Raw genomic sequence first — 19169 nt, forward strand, 5'->3', positions numbered from 1 at the left:
CAAAAAAATAGCACAGGTATAATGCTACTAACTCCTATTATTTCAACTATTATTGGAAAAATAATTCAAAGTATAAGTGAAAATCTAGAAATTTCAAATTTTTCAATTTTATTTTCTATTGTATATTTATCTTTATTGATACTAGTTTCAGGATTTACAGTAAAATTGATGAGAAGAAAAAATGATTATGAAGAGCTAGAAATTTTCCCTGGACAGTTAAAAAAATTTATTAAAGATGCTAAAGTACATAATATATTAACAATATCAGCTTTGCTAGAGTGTTTACACAAGATTATTGACAGACTCCAATTTTTCCCAAAAAATATAAATATTGCATACTTAACAAGATCGCATTTAATATTAGAATATTTTTATCTTTTTATTTTATTGAGCATATTTAGTCTTGTTTTAGCTATATGTATATTAAATCGGAGAAATAAAGCATTAGATCTTTCCAAATATAAATCTAGTTTTTTGAAATATAATAATCAAAAACGGAAGAGCCCATTTATAGTAATATTATCAATCATAATTTCTTATATCGTTCTATGGGGAATGGCATTGTGGGACGAAAACTTTTCAAACTTATTTTTATTTGGATTTATTTTTTCAAACAGTTTATTTTTTATAAAGTTCATTGAGTTTCAACCATCGTTAAATGGGAAAAATTATTATATTGGGGAGAACTGAAGTATGTTATTACCAGTAGGGAGTGTTGTCTATCTTATTGATGGCAATCAAAAATTAGTTATTGTAAATAGAGGTGCAATTGTTGAGCAAGAAGGACAAGAAGTTTATTTTGATTACCTAGGTGGAATTTTTCCTGAGGGTTTAAATCTTGAACAAGTTTACTATTTTAATCAAGAAGATATTGATGAGGTTGTTTTTGAAGGTTACCATGATGAGGAGGAAGAAAGAGTTTCTCGTCTCATTGAAAAATGGAAAAATAAAGAGGGAAAGAATCTTCCAAAGGGAAAGACTAGTGTAGAATAGAAATAATCTAAAAAGTAAATTCTACTCAAAAACAAATCAATATGCTACTAGTGTGAATATGCTATTGATAGATGTCATGATACACTTATCAGAAGAAAACGAAAAAGGCTTTACTAAATTACAATTCTTTACTCGACAAATTGTGGTTGGTGTAAACTGGTATGTACTTCCCAAAATTGATAACTATTTCAACCCTAAAAGATAAGAAAAAACACTTTTGAAAATAGACTGTACTTTAGGAAAATCCCGTATAAAAGAATAGCTAATAAAGCCAGCGCAGGTATCTGTACGATTAGAAAACGACATAGTTGTAACTTTCTATAATGAGACATATTAAAATTCATCATTCCACCTCCTAAATTAGTAATTCAATGATCAGTGGACTAGGGCTCCTTCAATACCAATGACAGCTCTTATTCCAATTGCATATGGCACTAAAACAGAGAGCTACCTGATGTAGTAAGCAAGATTGGTATCACCAAAATCAGTACCAAAGCTTAGCGCACGTCCACCAACACCCCCTGATTTCCTTTACAGCTTCAATAGAGCAAATTAAGTTCGTATCTAAAACTTATATCGAGAATAGCTACATTTTCATACGAATAGCTCCGTAGGTGATTTATTTTATCTGTTTCAATAAGACAACTATAGTTTACTACCTTTATCAAAATTTACTAAAAAGCCACTAAAAACACCTAAACAGTATTTCAATCTTAGTCAAGATATCTGTATAATATTAAAACTGTTATCAAAACTGAAGTAAGAGGAAAGTGTCAAGTGCTTCAGTCTTATTTACGCCCTCTTGGTGATTTTATTTATTTATCAAGAAATCAGACATATACCAAATCAATAAACTATTTGAGAAAGCAGGTTATTTGTGATAAAATGAGTTGATAAATAATTTTTACAAAGAGGTATTAATAAATGATTGAAGCAAGTAAGCTTAAAGCAGGCATGACTTTTGAAACGGCTGATGGGAAATTAATCCGTGTTCTTGAAGCTAGCCACCACAAACCAGGTAAAGGTAACACAATCATGCGTATGAAATTGCGTGATGTTCGTACTGGTTCAACTTTTGATACAAGTTACCGTCCTGAAGAAAAATTTGAGCAAGCTATTATTGAAACTGTACCTGCTCAATACCTTTATAAAATGGATGATACAGCTTACTTCATGAATAATGAAACTTACGATCAATATGAAATTCCAACTGTTAACATTGAAAATGAATTACTCTACATTCTTGAAAACTCAGAAGTAAAAATTCAATTCTATGGAACAGAAGTTATTGGTGTTCAAATTCCAACAACTGTTGAATTGACAGTTGCTGAAACTCAACCATCAATCAAAGGTGCTACTGTAACTGGTTCAGGAAAACCTGCAACTATGGAAACAGGACTTGTTGTTAACGTTCCAGATTTTATTGAAGCTGGACAAAAGTTAGTAATCAATACAGCAGAAGGAACTTACGTTTCACGCGCCTAATGACTCTCAAAAAAGTGTTAAGTAGATTCATGATGAATTTACTCTACTAAGGAAAAACCTTAGTAAACACTAAAAGAAAGGATAAGCTATGACAACTGAAAATCTTGGAGAAATTGTCATTTCACCACGTGTACTTGAGGTAATTACAGGTATTGCTGCAACTAAAGTTGATGGTGTTCATTCGTTACGTAACAAAGCGGTAACGGATAGCCTTAGTAAGAAATCTCTAGGTAGAGGTGTCTACCTTAAAAATGAAGAAGATGATACAGTAGCTGCAGATATTTATGTTTACTTGCAGTATGGTGTAAATGTACCAGCAGTTTCAATTGCTATTCAACAAGCTGTCAAAACAGCTGTATATGACATGGCAGAAGTAAAAATTTCTTCGGTCAATATCCATGTTGAAGGTATTGTTCCAGAGAAAACACCAAAACCAGACTTGAAGTCATTGTTTGATGAGGATTTCTTAGATGACTAGTGTATTTAAAGATTCAAGACGTGATTTACGTGAACGTGCTTTTCAAACACTATTTAGCTTAGAAACTGGTGGAGAGTTTATTGATGCGGCTCACTTTGCTTATGGTTATGATAAAACAGTATCTGAAGACAAAGTTTTAGAGGTTCCAATCTTTTTACTTAATCTTGTTAATGGTGTTGTAGATCACAAAGATGAATTAGATACTTTGATTTCTAGTCACTTAAAATCAGGATGGAGCTTAGAACGTCTAACATTGGTTGATAAATCTCTCTTACGCTTAGGCCTCTATGAAATTAAATATTTTGATGAAACGCCTGATCGTGTAGCTCTAAATGAGATTATCGAGATTGCTAAAAAATATTCAGATGAGACGTCAGCAAAATTTGTCAATGGTTTATTAAGCCAATTTATAACAAATGAAAATTAAAAATGTGGAAGAAGATTCTTCCACATTTTTAATTTGCTTTGAAAAATAACTATCGGTGCTAAAAATTATTTTATAAATATGATTTCCTAAACGCTACTACCAGGGATGAGACTGACTGGTAAAATATAATCCTTATTTGTCTTTTGCCCCTCAATCTTAGCTAGGAGTATTTCAACCATCAATTGCGCAATTTCTCGAATAGGTTGTTTAATAGTGGTTAGATGTGGGACGTAATCTTGAATGAAACTTGTACCATCATATCCAATCACTTTGATATCTTCTGGAATGGACAACCCTAGTTGGCTGATAAGTTTGATCACTAATAAAGCAGTTAAGTCGTCTGATGTAAAAATACCATCTGGTTTGTGAGTTGAGATAATTGATTTTAATTCCATCTCACGTCTCATGTTAGATAGCCCATTTGTGACTGTGATAACTTTGGATTCCTTTGATTCATAGGAAAAACCTAGCCGCCTAAGTCCAGTAGGAGAATCTGAATTATCATTCCCTGTAATCATAATCATCTTTTGACAGCCATGTTTTTTAAGGGTTTGAGCAGCCATTTTTCCTCCAAAGAAATTATCAGATGAGACGATCGGGATGTGTGGAGCTAAATTTCTATCGAATGCTACTATGGGAGCCTCAACTTTCTCGTAATCATCAATTCCTAGGTTGTGACTACTTGAAATGATACCGTCTACTTGATTTGCTCCTAGCATTTCGAGGTATTCTTTTTCTTTGATAGGATCCTTTTCACTATTACATAAGATAGTTTTATAACCATGCTTAAACAACTCAATTTCAAGGTGTTCAATTAATTCAGCGTAAAAAATGTTACGGATGTTGGGGAAAATGAGTCCAATTAATTTAGCGGACTTTCCCTGTAAGCTACGTGCTAAATTATTAGGTTTATAACCAAGGGTTCTCATGGCTTCATTGACTTTGGTGACTGTTTTTTGAGATAAATAGCCTTTTTTGTTAATAACGCGTGATACAGTCGTTGGGCTAACACCGGCAAGTGCAGCAACATCTGTTAATTTTGCAACCATATTAATATTTTAATTCAAAATATTTACCATGAACGTGTCCTTCTTTTAGTTGAATCCCTGATTGTTCTGCATCTGGAAAGACTCGTCCCGTAAATACTTTTTCTCCTTTATTTATAAAGATTTCAAAGATGGACTTATCGATAAAAACATTGACACTAGTAGCATCTTTTGGAATGTCACACTGGCGACTAGTACCAAATTCTGTGGCGTACTGCTGTCCGGCTTGTGAGCGGTCAACGATAACTTTCCCCTTTGCAGTATCAATAGTAATGGATAGTCCTTGTCCTTTTGGATTAGCAAAGAGAACAAAAGAAGAAAGATCATTTCTAGGAATCAGTAATTCTAATTCATAGGTGTTGTTAGTTTGAAGTTGTGTTTTAAATTCTGCTTGATGTTGACGAAGATTTTTCATAGCAGGAACGGGATATTGACAAAGGTTCCCATTGTTTATGCTTAACTCTTTAACTAAACTCATAGCTCCTTGATAATCAAATTGGTCGCTAGGATAATCAATATCTGGCAAGCCTGTCCAACTCACGATAAAGGCACGACCATCAGAAGTGTTAAATCCTTGAGTAGCATAGGCTTCAAAACCATAATCTAAATTATAGATAGGGGATGGTTCAACTATCTTAGATGAGTTAGCATCGAAATATTGTCCGATTTTGTAGGTATTTGGATAAATGTTTTGGTAGTCCAATTCGTTTTTATCTAGTCCTTGAGGACTATAAAGTAATACAGGTTTTCCTTTGACAAAAATAATATTTGGACATTCAATCATATACTCAGATCCAGTACCACCAAAATCTAAATCTCCCACAAACTCCCAATGATGGATGTCATTATTAAGTGCTTTATATAATTTAATGAATCCGCATTTTTTACTATTTTGTGCCCCGATAACAGCATAGAATTGATTATCATAATTGAAAATCTGAGGGTCACGAAAATGCTCAGTGACATCATTTGGTTGTGAAATAAGGACTTTATCAAATTTTGTAATCTTGCCATCACTTGTCATCCATGCTCCAATTTGGCGGGGGTCACGGTTCCATTTCATGTCACGGACATTACCAGTATAAAAAAGAAAAAGCTTATCGTCAATGGCTAATGCAGAACCGGAGTATGCACCATGGCTATCATTGACATGGTCAGGTTTAAGCTTGATTCCTGTTTCTTTGAAATGAACTAAATCATCTGATTCTGTATGTACCCATTGTTTTAAACCATGTGCAGCTCCAAAGGGCCAATTTTGATAAAAAAGATGGAATTTTCCATTAAAGTAAGAGAAGCCATTTGGGTCATTTAAAAGCCCTGTTTTAGCTTCTAAGTGATAAGTTGCTCTCCAAGGGGATTTTGAGACATTCTTTACAATATTTTCCTTATCTTCTTCAGTCCATTCATCATAAGGACGATAGCGGACTTCAGTGGGTAAATTCATTTGATACTCCTTGACTGTCTTAATATCTAGTAACTATATAGTAAACGTTTTCTCTTTTAAAATCAACTCTTAATAGAGAAAAATATTATTTTATGTCAAACGCTTGACGTATATTTATGAGACGTGCTAGAATATTAGAGTAAATAAAATGAAACGCTTTCAAAACATCAAAGGAGATTTATAGATGGCTTCAAATACAGAAATTGCTAAACAAGTCATTAATGCGATTGGTGGTGCTAGTAATGTGCGTAGCGTAGCACACTGTGCCACTCGTCTTCGCGTTATGGTAAAAGATGAGACAGTCATTGATAAAAATACTGTTGAAAATATCGAAAAAGTTCAGGGAGCATTTTTCAATTCAGGTCAATATCAAATTATTTTTGGAACTGGTACTGTTAATAAGATTTATGATGAAGTAGTAGCTCAAGGTTTGCCAACTTCGTCAACCTCTGATCAAAAGGCAGAAGCGGCTAAACAAGGGAATGCTTTCCAACGAGCTATTCGTACTTTCGGTGATGTTTTTGTTCCATTGTTGCCAGCCATTGTTGCTACTGGTTTATTTATGGGGATTCGCGGTGCGATTAATAATGATACAGTTTTAGCTTTATTTGGGACGACTTCAAAAGCATTTTCAACTTCTAATTTTTATACCTATACTGTCGTTTTGACTGACACGGCCTTTGCTTTTTTTCCTGCCTTGATTTCTTGGTCAGCTTTTAGAGTTTTTGGTGGAAATCCTGTTATCGGTCTCGTATTAGGATTGATGATGGTCAACTCTGCCCTTCCAAACGCTTGGGCAGTGGCCTCAGGTGATGCCCATCCCATAAAATTTTTCGGCTTTATTCCAGTAGTTGGTTATCAAAATTCAGTATTGCCGGCATTCTTTGTAGGTTTACTTGGTGCTAAACTTGAAAAATGGTTGCATAAGAAAATCCCAGATGTTCTTGATTTACTATTAGTGCCGTTCCTAACTTTTACAGTTATGTCAATTTTAGCACTTTTTATCATTGGTCCTATTTTCCATTCAGTTGAAAACTATGTTTTAGCAGGGACAAAATTTGTCCTTAATTTACCTCTTGGCCTGTCAGGTCTTATTTTAGGTGGTGTTCATCAGATAATCGTTGTTACAGGTGTTCATCATATCTTTAATTTACTTGAAGCTCAGTTAATTGCTGCTGATGGGAAAGATCCATTTAATGCTATTATTACAGCTGCTATGACAGCACAAGCAGGTGCTACTTTGGCAGTTGGTGTTAAAACAAAAAATAAAAAATTAAAAGCCCTCGCTTTTCCGGCAGCGCTTTCAGCTGGACTTGGTATTACAGAACCGGCTATATTTGGAGTAAACTTACGTTTTGGTAAGCCATTTATTATGGGATTAATTGCAGGAGCAGCAGGTGGCTGGTTAGCTTCAATATTGAAATTAGCAGGAACTGGTTTTGGTATTACCATTATCCCAGGAACATTACTTTATTTAAATGGTCAAATTGTTAAGTACCTTATTATGGTGATTGGAACTACGGCTTTGGCTTTTGTATTAACTTATATGTTTGGATATGAAGATAAAGATGAAAAAGCAGTAGCTGAAGTTAGTCCTTTGGTTGAAGAAACAGATGACGATCCAACAATTACTCAAACTAGCCAATTAAGGGCAGAAACGATTGTTAGCCCTCTTGATGGACAGGTTATTGCTCTTGATACAGTAAGTGACCCAGTCTTTTCATCAGGTATTATGGGAGATGGCCTTGCTATTAAACCAAGCAGTAATACAATTTACTCACCTGTTGATGGTTTTGTCCAAATTGCTTTTGAAACAGGTCATGCTTACGGTATCAAATCAGATAAAGGTGCAGAAATTTTGATCCATATAGGTATTGATACTGTCACCATGAATGGCACAGGGTTTACTTCTAAAGTAAAGGCAGACCAAAAAGTGAAAAAAGGTGATATTCTTGGCACCTTTGATTCATCTAAGATTGCAGAAGCAGGTCTGGATAATACAGCTATGATTATTGTGACTAATACAGCTGATTTTGCTGATGTTATACCATTGGTAAAAGACGGTGTTGTTACTACAGGTGACATGATTATTGATGTTAAGTGAGGATTAAAGGTTGGGATAATTATCCCAACCTTTGTCTTTGAGATAGAGATTATAGATAGGAAAAAAGATGACAAAGTTATATGGTAGTATTGAAGCAGGTGGGACAAAGTTTGTTTGTGCAGTTGGTGATGAGGAATTAAAAGTTGTAGAAAAAATGCAATTTCCAACAACGACGCCTCAAGAAACGATTAAAAAGACTGTTGATTTCTTTAAAAGATTTGAAAAGAAGTTAGAGGCAGTTGCTATTGGTTCTTTTGGTCCCATTGATATTGATAAAAAATCAAAGACATACGGTTATATCACAACGACCCCAAAGTTACATTGGGCTAATGTTAATTTACTCGGCTTAATTTCTAAAGATTTCAATGTTCCATTTTATTTCACAACAGATGTTAATAGCTCTGCCTATGGTGAAGTTATAGCTCGTAACAACATTGATTCACTTGTTTATTACACCATTGGTACAGGAATTGGTGCAGGAGCTATACAAAAGGGTGAATTTATAGGAGGAACTGGTCATACTGAAGCAGGTCATACTTATATGGCGATGCATCCGCAGGACCAAGCAAATGATTTTAAAGGTATCTGTCCGTTTCATAATAGCTGTTTAGAAGGTTTGGCATCTGGTCAAACTCTAGAAGCTAGGACTGGTATTCGTGGTGAATTGATTGAAGAAAATTCAATGGTTTGGGATGTTCAAGCCTATTATATTGCTCAGGCTGCAATACAAGCAACTGTATTATATCGTCCACAAGTCATTGTATTTGGTGGAGGCGTCATGGCACAAGAACACATGTTAAGACGTGTTCGCCAGACATTTGTAACTTTATTAAATGGGTATTTACCAGTTCCCGATTTGTCTGATTATATTGTGACACCAGCTATAGAAGAAAATGGTTCTGCAACGTTAGGAAATTTTGCTTTAGCAAAAAAAATATCAAAAGGTTAATAAAACCCTTAAGCCACTACTTAGTTTAGTTAGCAAATAAAAGATTAAAAAAAGTAAGCGATATGATGGATAAAATGCTATAATAGGCTTGAATTTTACAAAAGATAGGGGATTCTTATGTCGGAACCATTATTTTTAGAAGCAAGCATGCACGATAAAATCTGGGGTGGAACAAAGTTAAGGGACGAATTTGGCTATGATATTCCAAGTGAAACAACAGGAGAATATTGGGCTATTTCAGCTCATCCTAATGGTGTCTCAAGAGTTAAGAATGGTCGCTTTAAAGGTTGTTTTTTAGATAAGCTGTATCAAGGTGAAAAAAGCTTATTTGGCGACCCTGATGATACTGTCTTTCCTTTACTAACTAAAATCTTAGATGCTAATGACTGGCTTAGTGTACAGGTTCATCCGGATGATGCTTATGCTCTTAAACATGAAGGTGAACTTGGTAAAACAGAATGTTGGTATATTATTTCTGCTGATGAAGGATCTGAAATTATCTATGGTCATAATGCTAAAACTAAAGAAGAACTTCGCCAAATGATTGAATCTGGAGATTGGGAGCATCTTTTAACCCGAATTCCTGTTAAATCAGGGGATTTTTACTACGTTCCAAGTGGGACAATGCATGCTATAGGTAAAGGGATATTAATTTTAGAAACACAGCAATCTAGTGATACTACTTATCGTGTTTATGATTTTGATCGTCCAGATGTTTCAGGAAAATTACGTGATTTACACATTGAACAATCAATAGATGTTCTTACGATTGGTAAACCTGCCAATACTGTTCTTGCCAATATGAAGTTAAAACATCTATCTTCAACTTTATTAGTTTCAAATGATTTCTTTACAGTTTATAAATGGGAAATTTCTGGTGTTACCAACTTTAAACAATTTGCACCCTACCTTTTGGTTAGTGTCTTAGACGGAGCGGGTCACATTACAGTAGATAACAAAGTTTATACACTTAAAAAAGGTGACCACTTTATCTTGCCAAATGACGTTGTCAAATGGGATATTGATGGACAGTTAGAAATTATAGCAAGTCATGTTAAAAAATAATGAGAGTGGGGACACCACTCTTTTTAATCTCGATTAAAACGACCATTTATTGAAAGACAACATTATTTATGGTAAAATGTGGTGATAAGAGTATCGAAAGGAATTAGAATGGCAAATATTCTACGCACTGTTATTGAAAATGACAAGGGTGAATTAAAAAAATTAGATAAAATAGCTAAGAAAGTTGACTCTTACGCAGATCATATGGCTGCGTTATCAGATGAAGCTTTACAAGCAAAAACTCCAGAATTTAAAGAACGTTATCAAAATGGTGAAACTTTAGATCAATTGTTACCGGAAGCGTTTGCGGTAGTTCGTGAAGCTTCTAAACGTGTATTAGGTTTATACCCATACCACGTCCAAATTATGGGTGGTATCGTTCTTCACCATGGTGATATTCCAGAAATGCGTACTGGTGAGGGAAAAACTTTAACAGCGACAATGCCTGTTTATCTAAATGCTATCTCAGGATTAGGTGTTCATGTTATTACTGTTAATGAGTACTTATCAACACGTGATGCGACCGAAATGGGTGAGGTTTATAGTTGGCTTGGATTATCTGTAGGGATTAACTTAGCAGCTAAGTCACCATTTGAAAAACGCGAAGCTTACAATTGTGATATCACATACTCAACTAACGCAGAAGTCGGATTTGACTACCTTCGAGACAATATGGTTGTTCGCCAAGAAGATATGGTGCAACGCCCACTCAACTATGCTTTGGTTGATGAGGTTGACTCTGTATTAATCGATGAAGCTAGGACGCCATTGATTGTTTCAGGTCCTGTAAGCTCTGAGATGAACCAACTGTATACACGTGCGGACATGTTTGTAAAAACGCTTAATAGCGATGATTATATCATTGATGTTCCAACAAAAACAATTGGTTTATCAGATACAGGTATTGACAAGGCTGAAAACTATTTCCATCTAAATAACTTGTATGATCTCGAAAATGTTGCCTTAACTCACTACATTGATAACGCTCTTCGAGCTAACTATATTATGTTGTTAAATATTGATTATGTGGTTAGTGAAGAACAAGAGATTTTAATTGTGGACCAATTTACCGGTCGTACGATGGAAGGACGTCGTTTCTCAGATGGCTTACACCAAGCTATTGAAGCAAAAGAGTCAGTGCCAATCCAAGAAGAATCAAAAACTAGCGCTTCAATTACTTACCAAAATATGTTCCGTATGTACCATAAATTAGCAGGAATGACTGGTACTGGTAAGACTGAGGAAGAAGAGTTTCGTGAAATTTATAATATGCGCGTTATTCCTATCCCAACAAATCGTCCTGTTCAACGTATAGATCATTCAGATCTACTTTATCCAACTCTTGACTCTAAATTTAGAGCGGTGGTAGCAGATGTCAAAGAACGTTATGAACAAGGACAACCTGTACTGGTTGGTACAGTAGCTGTTGAAACGTCAGACTTAATTTCTAGAAAATTAATTGCTGCTGGAGTACCACATGAAGTTTTGAATGCTAAAAATCACTTTAAAGAAGCTCAAATCATTATGAATGCTGGGCAACGTGGTGCTGTTACAATCGCAACCAACATGGCTGGTCGTGGTACTGATATCAAGCTTGGTGAAGGGGTTCGTGAACTTGGTGGTTTATGTGTTATTGGTACAGAGCGTCATGAAAGCCGTCGTATTGATAACCAGCTTCGTGGTCGTTCGGGTCGTCAAGGAGATCCAGGTGAATCACAATTCTACCTTTCGTTAGAAGATGATTTGATGCGTCGCTTTGGTACAGATCGTATTAAAGTGGTTCTTGAGCGAATGAATTTAGCTGAAGATGATACAGTTATTAAATCAAAAATGTTGACACGACAAGTTGAATCAGCTCAACGCCGCGTTGAAGGTAATAACTATGACACACGTAAACAAGTCTTGCAATACGATGATGTTATGCGTGAACAACGTGAGATTATTTATGCTAACCGTAGAGAAGTGATTACTGCTGAGCGTGATTTAGGACCAGAGCTCAAAGGGATGATTAAACGTACGATTAAAAGAGCAGTTGATGCACATAGCAGAAGCGATAAAAATACTGCAGCAGAAGCTATTGTTAATTTTGCAAGATCGGCGTTATTAGATGAAGAAGCTATCACAGTTTCAGAACTTCGTGGTCTAAAAGAGGCTGAAATTAAAGAACTTCTTTATGAACGTGCCTTAGCTGTTTATGAGCAACAAATTACTAAATTAAAAGATCCAGAAGCTATTATCGAATTCCAAAAAGTCTTAATCTTGATGGTAGTGGATAATCAATGGACAGAGCATATTGATGCCTTAGATCAATTACGTAACTCCGTTGGACTTCGTGGTTATGCTCAAAATAACCCAATCGTTGAGTATCAATCAGAAGGTTTCCGTATGTTCCAAGATATGATTGGTTCGATTGAGTTTGATGTGACACGTACATTGATGAAAGCTCAAATTCATGAACAAGAGCGTGAACGTGCTTCTCAACATGCTACGACAACAGCAGAGCAAAATATCTCGGCACAACATGTACCTATGAATAATGAATCACCAGAGTACCAAGGAATTAAACGTAATGATAAATGTCCTTGTGGCTCTGGCATGAAATTTAAAAATTGTCATGGTCTGAGATGTTTACAATAACAATGATTTTAAAATAAAAATAAAACAGTCTGAGAAGACTGTTTTATCATTACTTGTCTAATAGTATGACGACTATATTGTATAGCAGAGCTTATTAATAGACTTAGGTTGTATTAGGAAAAAACATGGGATTTCATCAGTTAAGTGATAAAATTAATATTGAAATATTGAAGCAGAAAACTAGCTTAGATCTAGAAGTTAGCCAAAAAAAATTAGCCAAAGAAGAAGAGTTAAAAAATATCATAAAAGGTGAGGATCAGCGGTTTCTAGTAATAGTAGGTCCTTGTTCTGCGGATAATCCAAAGGCGGTGCTAACTTATGCAAAGCGTTTAGCTAAATTGGAAGCTGCCTTTAAAGATAAAATGTTTTTGGTTATGAGAGTTTATACCGCTAAGCCAAGAACGAATGGTGATGGTTATAAAGGCTTAGTTCACCATTCTGACAAACTAGGAGCTTTTTTTCAAGCACGTAAGATGCACTATGATATCATCAGAGAGACTGGACTCCTGACAGCTGATGAATTACTTTATCCAGAGATGCTATCAGTGATGGATGATTTAGTTTCTTACTATGCTATTGGTGCGCGTTCAGTGGAAGATCAGGGTCACCGTTTTATATCTTCAGGTATAGATGCACCAGTAGGGATGAAAAATCCAACGTCTGGTAATTTAAGAGTCATGTTTAATGCGGTCTATGCAGCACAAAATCAACAGGAATTATTCTATCAAAATAAGCAAGTTAGAACAGATGGTAATTTGCTGTCACATGTTATTTTGAGAGGATATCATAATGCCGACTATCGAAGTATCCCTAATTATCATTATGAAAACCTTTTAGAAACTATTACTCATTATGAAGAGACTGATTTGCAAAATCCCTTTATTGTTGTTGATACAAATCATGACAATTCAGGTAAGCAATTTTTAGAACAAATTCGCATTGCGAAATCAGTACTTGCAGACCGACAGTGGCATACTAAAATTAGAAACTATGTTCGTGGTTTTTTGATAGAATCTTATTTAGAAGATGGAAGACAAGATAAACCAGACGTTTTTGGTAAGTCTATCACAGATCCATGTCTAGGTTGGGATAAAACAGAAATGCTAATTAGAGATATTTACAATAGTTTGTAAGTATCGAACTTATAGGAGTTACACATGATTGTTGGACACGGAATTGATTTACAAGAGATAGAGGCGATTACCAAAGCATATGAGCGTAATCAACGTTTTGCAGAACGCGTTTTGACCGAACAAGAATTGCTTCTTTTTAAAGGAATTTCCAATCCCAAGCGTCAGATGTCTTTTTTAACAGGGCGATGGGCAGCAAAAGAGGCTTATAGCAAAGCACTTGGAACAGGAATTGGGAAAGTTAATTTTCATGATATCGAAATTTTATCGGATGATAAAGGAGCGCCTTTGATTACAAAAGAACCGTTTAATGGGAAATCTTTTGTTTCAATATCTCATAGTGGTAATTATGCACAAGCTAGTGTTATTTTGGAGGAAGAAAAATGATTTCAAGTTATCATAGACCAACCAGAGCCTTGATAGATTTAGAGGCGATTGCAAATAACGTTAAATCTGTACAAGAGCACATTCCAAGTGATAAAAAAACATTTGCTGTAGTTAAGGCTAATGCTTATGGGCATGGTGCTGTTGAAGTTTCAAAATACATTGAGTCTGTTGTAGATGGTTTTTGTGTATCCAATTTAGATGAGGCTATTGAGCTACGTCAAGCAGGAATTGTAAAAATGATATTGGTATTAGGTGTTGTTATGCCTGAGCAGGTTATACTAGCCAAAAATGAAAATATTACTCTAACAGTTGCTAGCTTGGAGTGGTTACGTTTATGTCAGACATCAGCAGTAGATTTATCTGGTCTAGAAGTACATATCAAAGTTGATAGTGGAATGGGACGTATAGGTGTTCGCCAGTTAGATGAAGGAAATAAGCTAATTTCTGAATTGGGGGAAAGTGGTGCCTCTGTCAAGGGGGTTTTCACCCATTTTGCAACAGCTGATGAAGCCGATAACTGTAACTTCAATCAACAACTTACTTTTTTTAAAGACTTTATTTCAGGATTAGATAATTGTCCGGACCTTGTTCATGCTAGTAATTCTGCTACAAGCCTTTGGCATAGTGAGACAATTTTTAATGCCGTTAGATTGGGTGTTGTTATGTACGGCTTAAATCCAAGTGGGACTGATTTAGATTTACCTTACCCTATAAAACCTGCTTTAAGTTTAGAGTCTGAGCTAGTACATGTTAAACAACTACACGATGGTTCTCAAGTTGGCTATGGCGCAACCTATCAAGTTACTGGAGACGAATTTGTTGGAACAGTACCGATTGGCTACGCTGATGGATGGACACGAGATATGCAAGGATTTTCAGTTATAGTAAATGGAGAACTTTGTGAAATTATTGGGCGTGTCTCGATGGATCAAATGACTATCCGTTTACCTCAAAAATATACTATCGGAACTAAAGTAACCTTGATTGGTCAACAAGGTAGCTGTAACATTACAACTACGGACGTCGCTCAAAAAAGACAGACGATTAATTATGAAGTACTTTGTCTTTTAAGCGATCGTATTCCGAGATATTATTAAAAACAAATGACACAGTAGTTAACTGTTTTAAAAAATTTAAAAATATGTTAGACTAATCAGTGACAATTTTTATAGAAGGAAATCATTAGTATATGTCAAAACAAAAAGTAATGGCAACTTTGCTGTTATCCACTTTAGTCTTATCGCTATCATCACCTTTAGTGACCTTAGCAGAAACTATTAATCCAGAAACAAGCCTGACAATGGCAACAGCATCAACAGAAAGTTCTTCTGAAGCAGAGAAACAGGAAAAAACACAACCTACAGATTCAGAAACTGCTTCACCTTCAGCCGAAGGAAGTATCTCAACAGAAAAAACAGAGGTTGGTACGACAGAGACATCATCAAGCAATGAATCATCATCAAGTTTATCACATCAATCTTCTTCCAACGAAGATGCTAAAACATCTGATTCTGCTTCAACAGCATCTACTCCTAGCACTAATACTACAAACAGTAGTCAAGCAGACAGTAAGACAGGTCAATCAACAAAGACTGAATTAAAACCTGAGCCTACCTTACCATTAGTAGAGTCTAAAATAACTCCCGCTCCGTCTCAGATAGAAAGTGTTCAGACAAATCAGAATGCTTCTGTTCCTGCTTTATCCTTTGATGATAACTTATTATCAACACCGATTTCACCAGTGACAGCAACGCCATTCTACGTAGAACACTGGTCTGGTCAGGATGCCTACTCTCACTATTTATTGTCACATCGTTACGGTATCAAAGCTGAACAATTAGATGGGTACTTAAAATCTTTAGGGATTCAATATGATTCTAAACGTATCAATGGTGCTAAGTTATTACAATGGGAAAAAGATAGTGGTTTAGATGTCCGTGCTATTGTAGCTATTGCTGTCCTTGAAAGTTCATTGGGAACTCAAGGAGTGGCTAAGATGCCAGGTGCTAATATGTTTGGTTATGGTGCCTTTGATCATGACTCTAGCCATGCTAGTGCTTATAATGATGAAGAAGCAATTATGTTGTTGACAAAAAATACAATTATTAAAAACAACAACTCTAGCTTTGAAATCCAAGATTTGAAAGCACAGAAATTATCTTCTGGACAACTTAATACAGTTACTGAGGGTGGTGTTTATTATACAGATAACTCTGGAACTGGTAAACGTCGTGCCCAGATTATGGAAGATTTAGACCGCTGGATTGATCAACATGGAGGGACACCAGAAATTCCTGCTGCCTTGAAAGCTTTATCGACAGCAAGTTTAGCAGATTTACCAAGTGGTTTTAGTTTATCAACAGCAGTTAACACAGCTAGCTATATTGCATCAACTTATCCATGGGGTGAATGCACATGGTATGTCTTTAACCGCGCTAAAGAGTTAGGTTATACATTTGATCCATTTATGGGTAATGGTGGAGATTGGCAACATAAGGCTGGTTTTGAAACAACACATTCACCAAAAGTAGGCTATGCTGTATCATTTTCACCAGGACAAGCTGGTGCTGATGGCACTTACGGTCACGTAGCTATTGTTGAAGAAGTTAAAAAAGATGGTTCAGTTCTCATTTCAGAATCTAATGCAATGGGACGTGGTATTGTCTCTTACCGTACTTTTAGTTCAGCACAAGCTGCACAATTAACTTATGTTATTGGCCATAAATAATTAGACATAATAAAGGCGCTCTTGAGGCGCCTTTTTGGTGATCTTTTAGTATAATAAAAGATATTAGAAGGAGAATCTTATGCTATTACAATCACCAATTTCTAATCTTAAGGGATTTGGACCAAAATCAGCAGAAAAATTTCAGAAATTAGATATTTATACAGTAGAAGATTTACTTCTTTATTATCCGTTTCGCTATGAAGATTTTAAATCAAAATCTGTTTTTGATTTAGTGGATGGTGAAAAAGCAGTCATTACAGGCTTAGTCGTTACTCCAGCTAATGTACAATATTATGGTTTTAAACGTAACCGTTTGAGTTTCAAATTGCGTCAAGGGGAAGCTGTCTTAAATATTAGTTTTTTTAATCAACCCTATTTAGCTGATAAAATAGAACTTGGTCAAGAGGTAGCTGTCTTTGGTAAATGGGATGCAACTAAATCAGCTATTACTGGGATGAAGGTTTTAGCTCAAGTTGAAGATGACATGCAACCTGTTTATCGCGTAGCTCAGGGAATTTCACAGTCTACTTTGATTAAAGCTATTAAGTCAGCTTTTGAAATCAATGCGCATTTGGAATTGAAGGAAAATTTACCAGCTACTTTATTGGAAAAATACCGATTGATGGGTCGTAGTCGGGCTTGTTTAGCTATGCATTTCCCGAAAGATATCACAGAGTATAAGCAAGCGCTCCGTCGGATTAAATTTGAAGAATTATTTTACTTTCAAATGAACCTTCAAGTTTTGAAAGCCGAAAATAAATCTGAAACAAATGGTTTGCCTATTCTTTATAGTAAACGTGCTATGGAGACAAAGATTTCCTCTTTACCTTTTATTCTAACGAATGCTCAAAAGCGCTCTTTAGATGAAATATTATCTGATATGTCATCGGGAGCTCATATGAATCGTTTATTGCAAGGAGATGTAGGATCAGGAAAGACAGTCATTGCTGGTCTATCAATGTATGCAGCTTATACAGCAGGTTTTCAATCGGCTTTGATGGTTCCAACGGAAATCCTAGCTGAACAACACTACATTAGTCTGCAAGAGTTATTTCCAGATTTATCAATCGCTATATTAACTTCGGGTATGAAAGCAGCTGTCAAGCTTACGGTTTTAGCAGCTATTGCAAATGGCTCGGTTGATATGATTGTAGGAACTCATGCTCTTATCCAAGACTCGGTACAGTACCATAAACTGGGGCTTGTAATTACAGACGAGCAACATCGTTTTGGTGTTAAACAGCGTAGAATTTTCCGTGAAAAGGGAGAAAATCCTGATGTTTTAATGATGACAGCCACCCCAATTCCCCGAACTCTAGCAATCACAGCTTTTGGAGAAATGGATGTTTCTATTATTGATGAATTACCTGCCGGTCGTAAACCTATTATTACACGCTGGGTGAAACACGAGCAGCTAGGTACTGTGTTGGAATGGGTAAAAGGTGAATTGCAAAAAGATGCTCAAGTGTATGTCATTTCACCGTTGATTGAAGAATCAGAAGCTTTAGATTTAAAGAATGCAGTAGCATTGCATGCTGAATTATCTACTTATTTTGAAGGAATTGCTAAGGTCGCTCTTGTACATGGACGTATGAAAAATGATGAAAAAGATGCTATAATGCAAGATTTCAAGGATAAAAAAAGTCATATTTTAGTATCCACAACAGTTATTGAAGTAGGGGTAAATGTCCCAAATGCAACGATCATGATTATTATGGATGCCGATCGTTTTGGATTAAGTCAGTTACATCAACTTCGTGGGCGTGTTGGTCGTGGATATAAACAATCATACGCTGTTTTAGTGGCTAATCCCAAAACTGATTCGGGGAAAAAACGAATGACAATCATGACAGAAACGACAGATGGTTTCGTTTTAGCTGAGTCGGATTTAAAAATGCGTGGTTCTGGTGAAATCTTTGGTACTCGTCAGTCTGGAATTCCAGAATTTCAAGTAGCTGATATCGTTGAGGATTATCCTATTTTAGAAGAAGCCAGACGTGTTGCTAGTGATATTGTCAAAGATAATAATTGGAAAGAAAATACAGAATGGGGACTTATTCTAGATAATTTACGCCAACATTCAGATTTTGATTAAGCTTCTATTAAGGCTGTGCTAAGCTCAGTTTAAGCTTGATGTCATATGATATTCCTATCACAGAAGTGGAGGTATGTTATGACAATAACGATTACTGTAATTTATAATAGTACTTTTCAGAATAGATTTTTCTTACCGACTTATTTAGTCAATAATGAGTATCAGAAAAAAAGTTGAGTTAAATTTACTCAGCTTTTTGCA

General features: G+C 35.5%; 15 protein-coding genes and 1 pseudogene. 14 read left to right on the forward strand and 2 right to left on the reverse strand.

Annotated features, from left to right (window positions below; all coding sequences use genetic code 11):
• Window positions 1–21: 21 nt before the first annotated feature.
• The 5 genes and pseudogenes from HMPREF9171_RS1000000114255 to nusB form a co-directional block, all read left to right on the forward strand.
• Window positions 22–268 (forward strand): annotated as a pseudogene (locus tag HMPREF9171_RS1000000114255) (hypothetical protein); the annotation flags it as partial.
• Between the two features lie 425 nt (window positions 269–693).
• Entirely contained in the window at window positions 694–993 is a 300-nt protein-coding gene (locus HMPREF9171_RS110490) for a DUF4176 domain-containing protein (RefSeq protein ID WP_000926392.1), read from the forward strand.
• Window positions 994–1917: 924 nt separating this feature from the next.
• Window positions 1918–2478 carry an elongation factor P gene (gene efp, locus HMPREF9171_RS110485; protein ID WP_000568636.1) on the forward strand — a complete coding sequence of 187 codons (561 nt, stop codon included), beginning with the start codon at window positions 1918–1920 and terminating at the stop codon, window positions 2476–2478.
• 88 nt (window positions 2479–2566) lie between these two features.
• Window positions 2567–2956 carry an Asp23/Gls24 family envelope stress response protein gene (locus tag HMPREF9171_RS110480; protein WP_000206139.1) on the forward strand — a complete coding sequence of 130 codons (390 nt, stop codon included), beginning with the start codon at window positions 2567–2569 and terminating at the stop codon, window positions 2954–2956.
• Entirely contained in the window at window positions 2949–3383 is a 435-nt protein-coding gene (nusB, locus tag HMPREF9171_RS110475) for a transcription antitermination factor NusB (RefSeq protein WP_000204940.1), read from the forward strand. The genes HMPREF9171_RS110480 and nusB overlap by 8 nt, the downstream gene beginning before the upstream one ends.
• An 86-nt stretch (window positions 3384–3469) precedes the next feature.
• Here nusB and HMPREF9171_RS110470 read toward each other — a convergent pair whose 3' ends face one another.
• Both HMPREF9171_RS110470 and HMPREF9171_RS110465 read right to left on the reverse strand, forming a co-directional pair.
• Complete coding sequence (locus HMPREF9171_RS110470) at window positions 3470–4432, reverse strand: LacI family DNA-binding transcriptional regulator (protein ID WP_000225972.1); 963 nt, start codon at window positions 4430–4432, stop codon at window positions 3470–3472.
• Between the two features lies 1 nt (window position 4433).
• On the reverse strand, window positions 4434–5873 hold the full coding sequence (locus HMPREF9171_RS110465) for a sucrose-6-phosphate hydrolase (protein WP_001053060.1): 1440 nt from the start codon (window positions 5871–5873) through the stop codon (window positions 4434–4436).
• Between the two features lie 184 nt (window positions 5874–6057).
• Here HMPREF9171_RS110465 and HMPREF9171_RS110460 point away from each other — a divergent pair, with 184 nt between their 5' ends.
• The 9 genes from HMPREF9171_RS110460 (at window position 6058) to recG (ending at window position 18968) form a co-directional block, all read left to right on the forward strand.
• On the forward strand, window positions 6058–7977 hold the full coding sequence (locus tag HMPREF9171_RS110460) for a sucrose-specific PTS transporter subunit IIBC (protein ID WP_000157957.1): 1920 nt from the start codon (window positions 6058–6060) through the stop codon (window positions 7975–7977).
• 67 nt (window positions 7978–8044) lie between these two features.
• Window positions 8045–8926 carry a fructokinase ScrK gene (gene scrK, locus HMPREF9171_RS110455; protein ID WP_000164276.1) on the forward strand — a complete coding sequence of 294 codons (882 nt, stop codon included), beginning with the start codon at window positions 8045–8047 and terminating at the stop codon, window positions 8924–8926.
• Window positions 8927–9043: 117 nt separating this feature from the next.
• Window positions 9044–9991 carry a mannose-6-phosphate isomerase, class I gene (gene manA, locus HMPREF9171_RS110450; RefSeq protein WP_001294258.1) on the forward strand — a complete coding sequence of 316 codons (948 nt, stop codon included), beginning with the start codon at window positions 9044–9046 and terminating at the stop codon, window positions 9989–9991.
• A gap of 108 nt (window positions 9992–10099) precedes the next feature.
• The gene (gene secA / locus HMPREF9171_RS110445) at window positions 10100–12628 is read left to right on the forward strand and encodes a preprotein translocase subunit SecA (RefSeq protein ID WP_001284137.1); all 2529 of its coding nucleotides are present in this window, start codon (window positions 10100–10102) and stop codon (window positions 12626–12628) included.
• Between the two features lie 125 nt (window positions 12629–12753).
• Complete coding sequence (locus tag HMPREF9171_RS110440) at window positions 12754–13761, forward strand: 3-deoxy-7-phosphoheptulonate synthase (RefSeq protein WP_000505720.1); 1008 nt, start codon at window positions 12754–12756, stop codon at window positions 13759–13761.
• Window positions 13762–13785: 24 nt separating this feature from the next.
• On the forward strand, window positions 13786–14145 hold the full coding sequence (acpS, locus tag HMPREF9171_RS110435) for a holo-ACP synthase (protein WP_000635015.1): 360 nt from the start codon (window positions 13786–13788) through the stop codon (window positions 14143–14145).
• Window positions 14142–15242, forward strand: a complete 1101-nt coding sequence (gene alr / locus HMPREF9171_RS110430) for an alanine racemase (RefSeq protein ID WP_000625948.1) — start codon at window positions 14142–14144, stop codon at window positions 15240–15242. Before acpS ends, alr begins: the two co-directional genes overlap by 4 nt.
• Window positions 15243–15334: 92 nt before the next feature.
• Window positions 15335–16873, forward strand: a complete 1539-nt coding sequence (locus HMPREF9171_RS110425; protein ID WP_000043258.1) for a CHAP domain-containing protein — start codon at window positions 15335–15337, stop codon at window positions 16871–16873.
• Between the two features lie 79 nt (window positions 16874–16952).
• Window positions 16953–18968 (forward strand): ATP-dependent DNA helicase RecG, encoded by a 2016-nt coding sequence (gene recG / locus HMPREF9171_RS110420; protein ID WP_000926630.1) that lies wholly within the window; start codon window positions 16953–16955, stop codon window positions 18966–18968.
• The last annotated feature ends 201 nt before the right edge of the window (window positions 18969–19169 follow it).

Origin of the sequence: Streptococcus agalactiae ATCC 13813 (assembly GCF_000186445.1) — a bacterium.
GTDB classification, from domain to species: Bacteria; Bacillota; Bacilli; order Lactobacillales; family Streptococcaceae; genus Streptococcus; species Streptococcus agalactiae.

Coding starts and splice junctions, on each gene's coding strand:
- manA (WP_001294258.1), top strand. CDS start 9,044: ATGTCGGAACCATTATTTTTAGAAGCAAGCATGCACGATAAAATCTGG.
- HMPREF9171_RS110470 (WP_000225972.1), bottom strand. CDS start 4,432: ATGGTTGCAAAATTAACAGATGTTGCTGCACTTGCCGGTGTTAGCCCA.
- HMPREF9171_RS110460 (WP_000157957.1), top strand. CDS start 6,058: ATGGCTTCAAATACAGAAATTGCTAAACAAGTCATTAATGCGATTGGT.
- recG (WP_000926630.1), top strand. CDS start 16,953: ATGCTATTACAATCACCAATTTCTAATCTTAAGGGATTTGGACCAAAA.
- HMPREF9171_RS110465 (WP_001053060.1), bottom strand. CDS start 5,873: ATGAATTTACCCACTGAAGTCCGCTATCGTCCTTATGATGAATGGACT.
- acpS (WP_000635015.1), top strand. CDS start 13,786: ATGATTGTTGGACACGGAATTGATTTACAAGAGATAGAGGCGATTACC.
- secA (WP_001284137.1), top strand. CDS start 10,100: ATGGCAAATATTCTACGCACTGTTATTGAAAATGACAAGGGTGAATTA.
- HMPREF9171_RS110425 (WP_000043258.1), top strand. CDS start 15,335: ATGTCAAAACAAAAAGTAATGGCAACTTTGCTGTTATCCACTTTAGTC.
- nusB (WP_000204940.1), top strand. CDS start 2,949: ATGACTAGTGTATTTAAAGATTCAAGACGTGATTTACGTGAACGTGCT.
- alr (WP_000625948.1), top strand. CDS start 14,142: ATGATTTCAAGTTATCATAGACCAACCAGAGCCTTGATAGATTTAGAG.
- scrK (WP_000164276.1), top strand. CDS start 8,045: ATGACAAAGTTATATGGTAGTATTGAAGCAGGTGGGACAAAGTTTGTT.
- HMPREF9171_RS110440 (WP_000505720.1), top strand. CDS start 12,754: ATGGGATTTCATCAGTTAAGTGATAAAATTAATATTGAAATATTGAAG.
- HMPREF9171_RS110490 (WP_000926392.1), top strand. CDS start 694: ATGTTATTACCAGTAGGGAGTGTTGTCTATCTTATTGATGGCAATCAA.
- HMPREF9171_RS110480 (WP_000206139.1), top strand. CDS start 2,567: ATGACAACTGAAAATCTTGGAGAAATTGTCATTTCACCACGTGTACTT.
- efp (WP_000568636.1), top strand. CDS start 1,918: ATGATTGAAGCAAGTAAGCTTAAAGCAGGCATGACTTTTGAAACGGCT.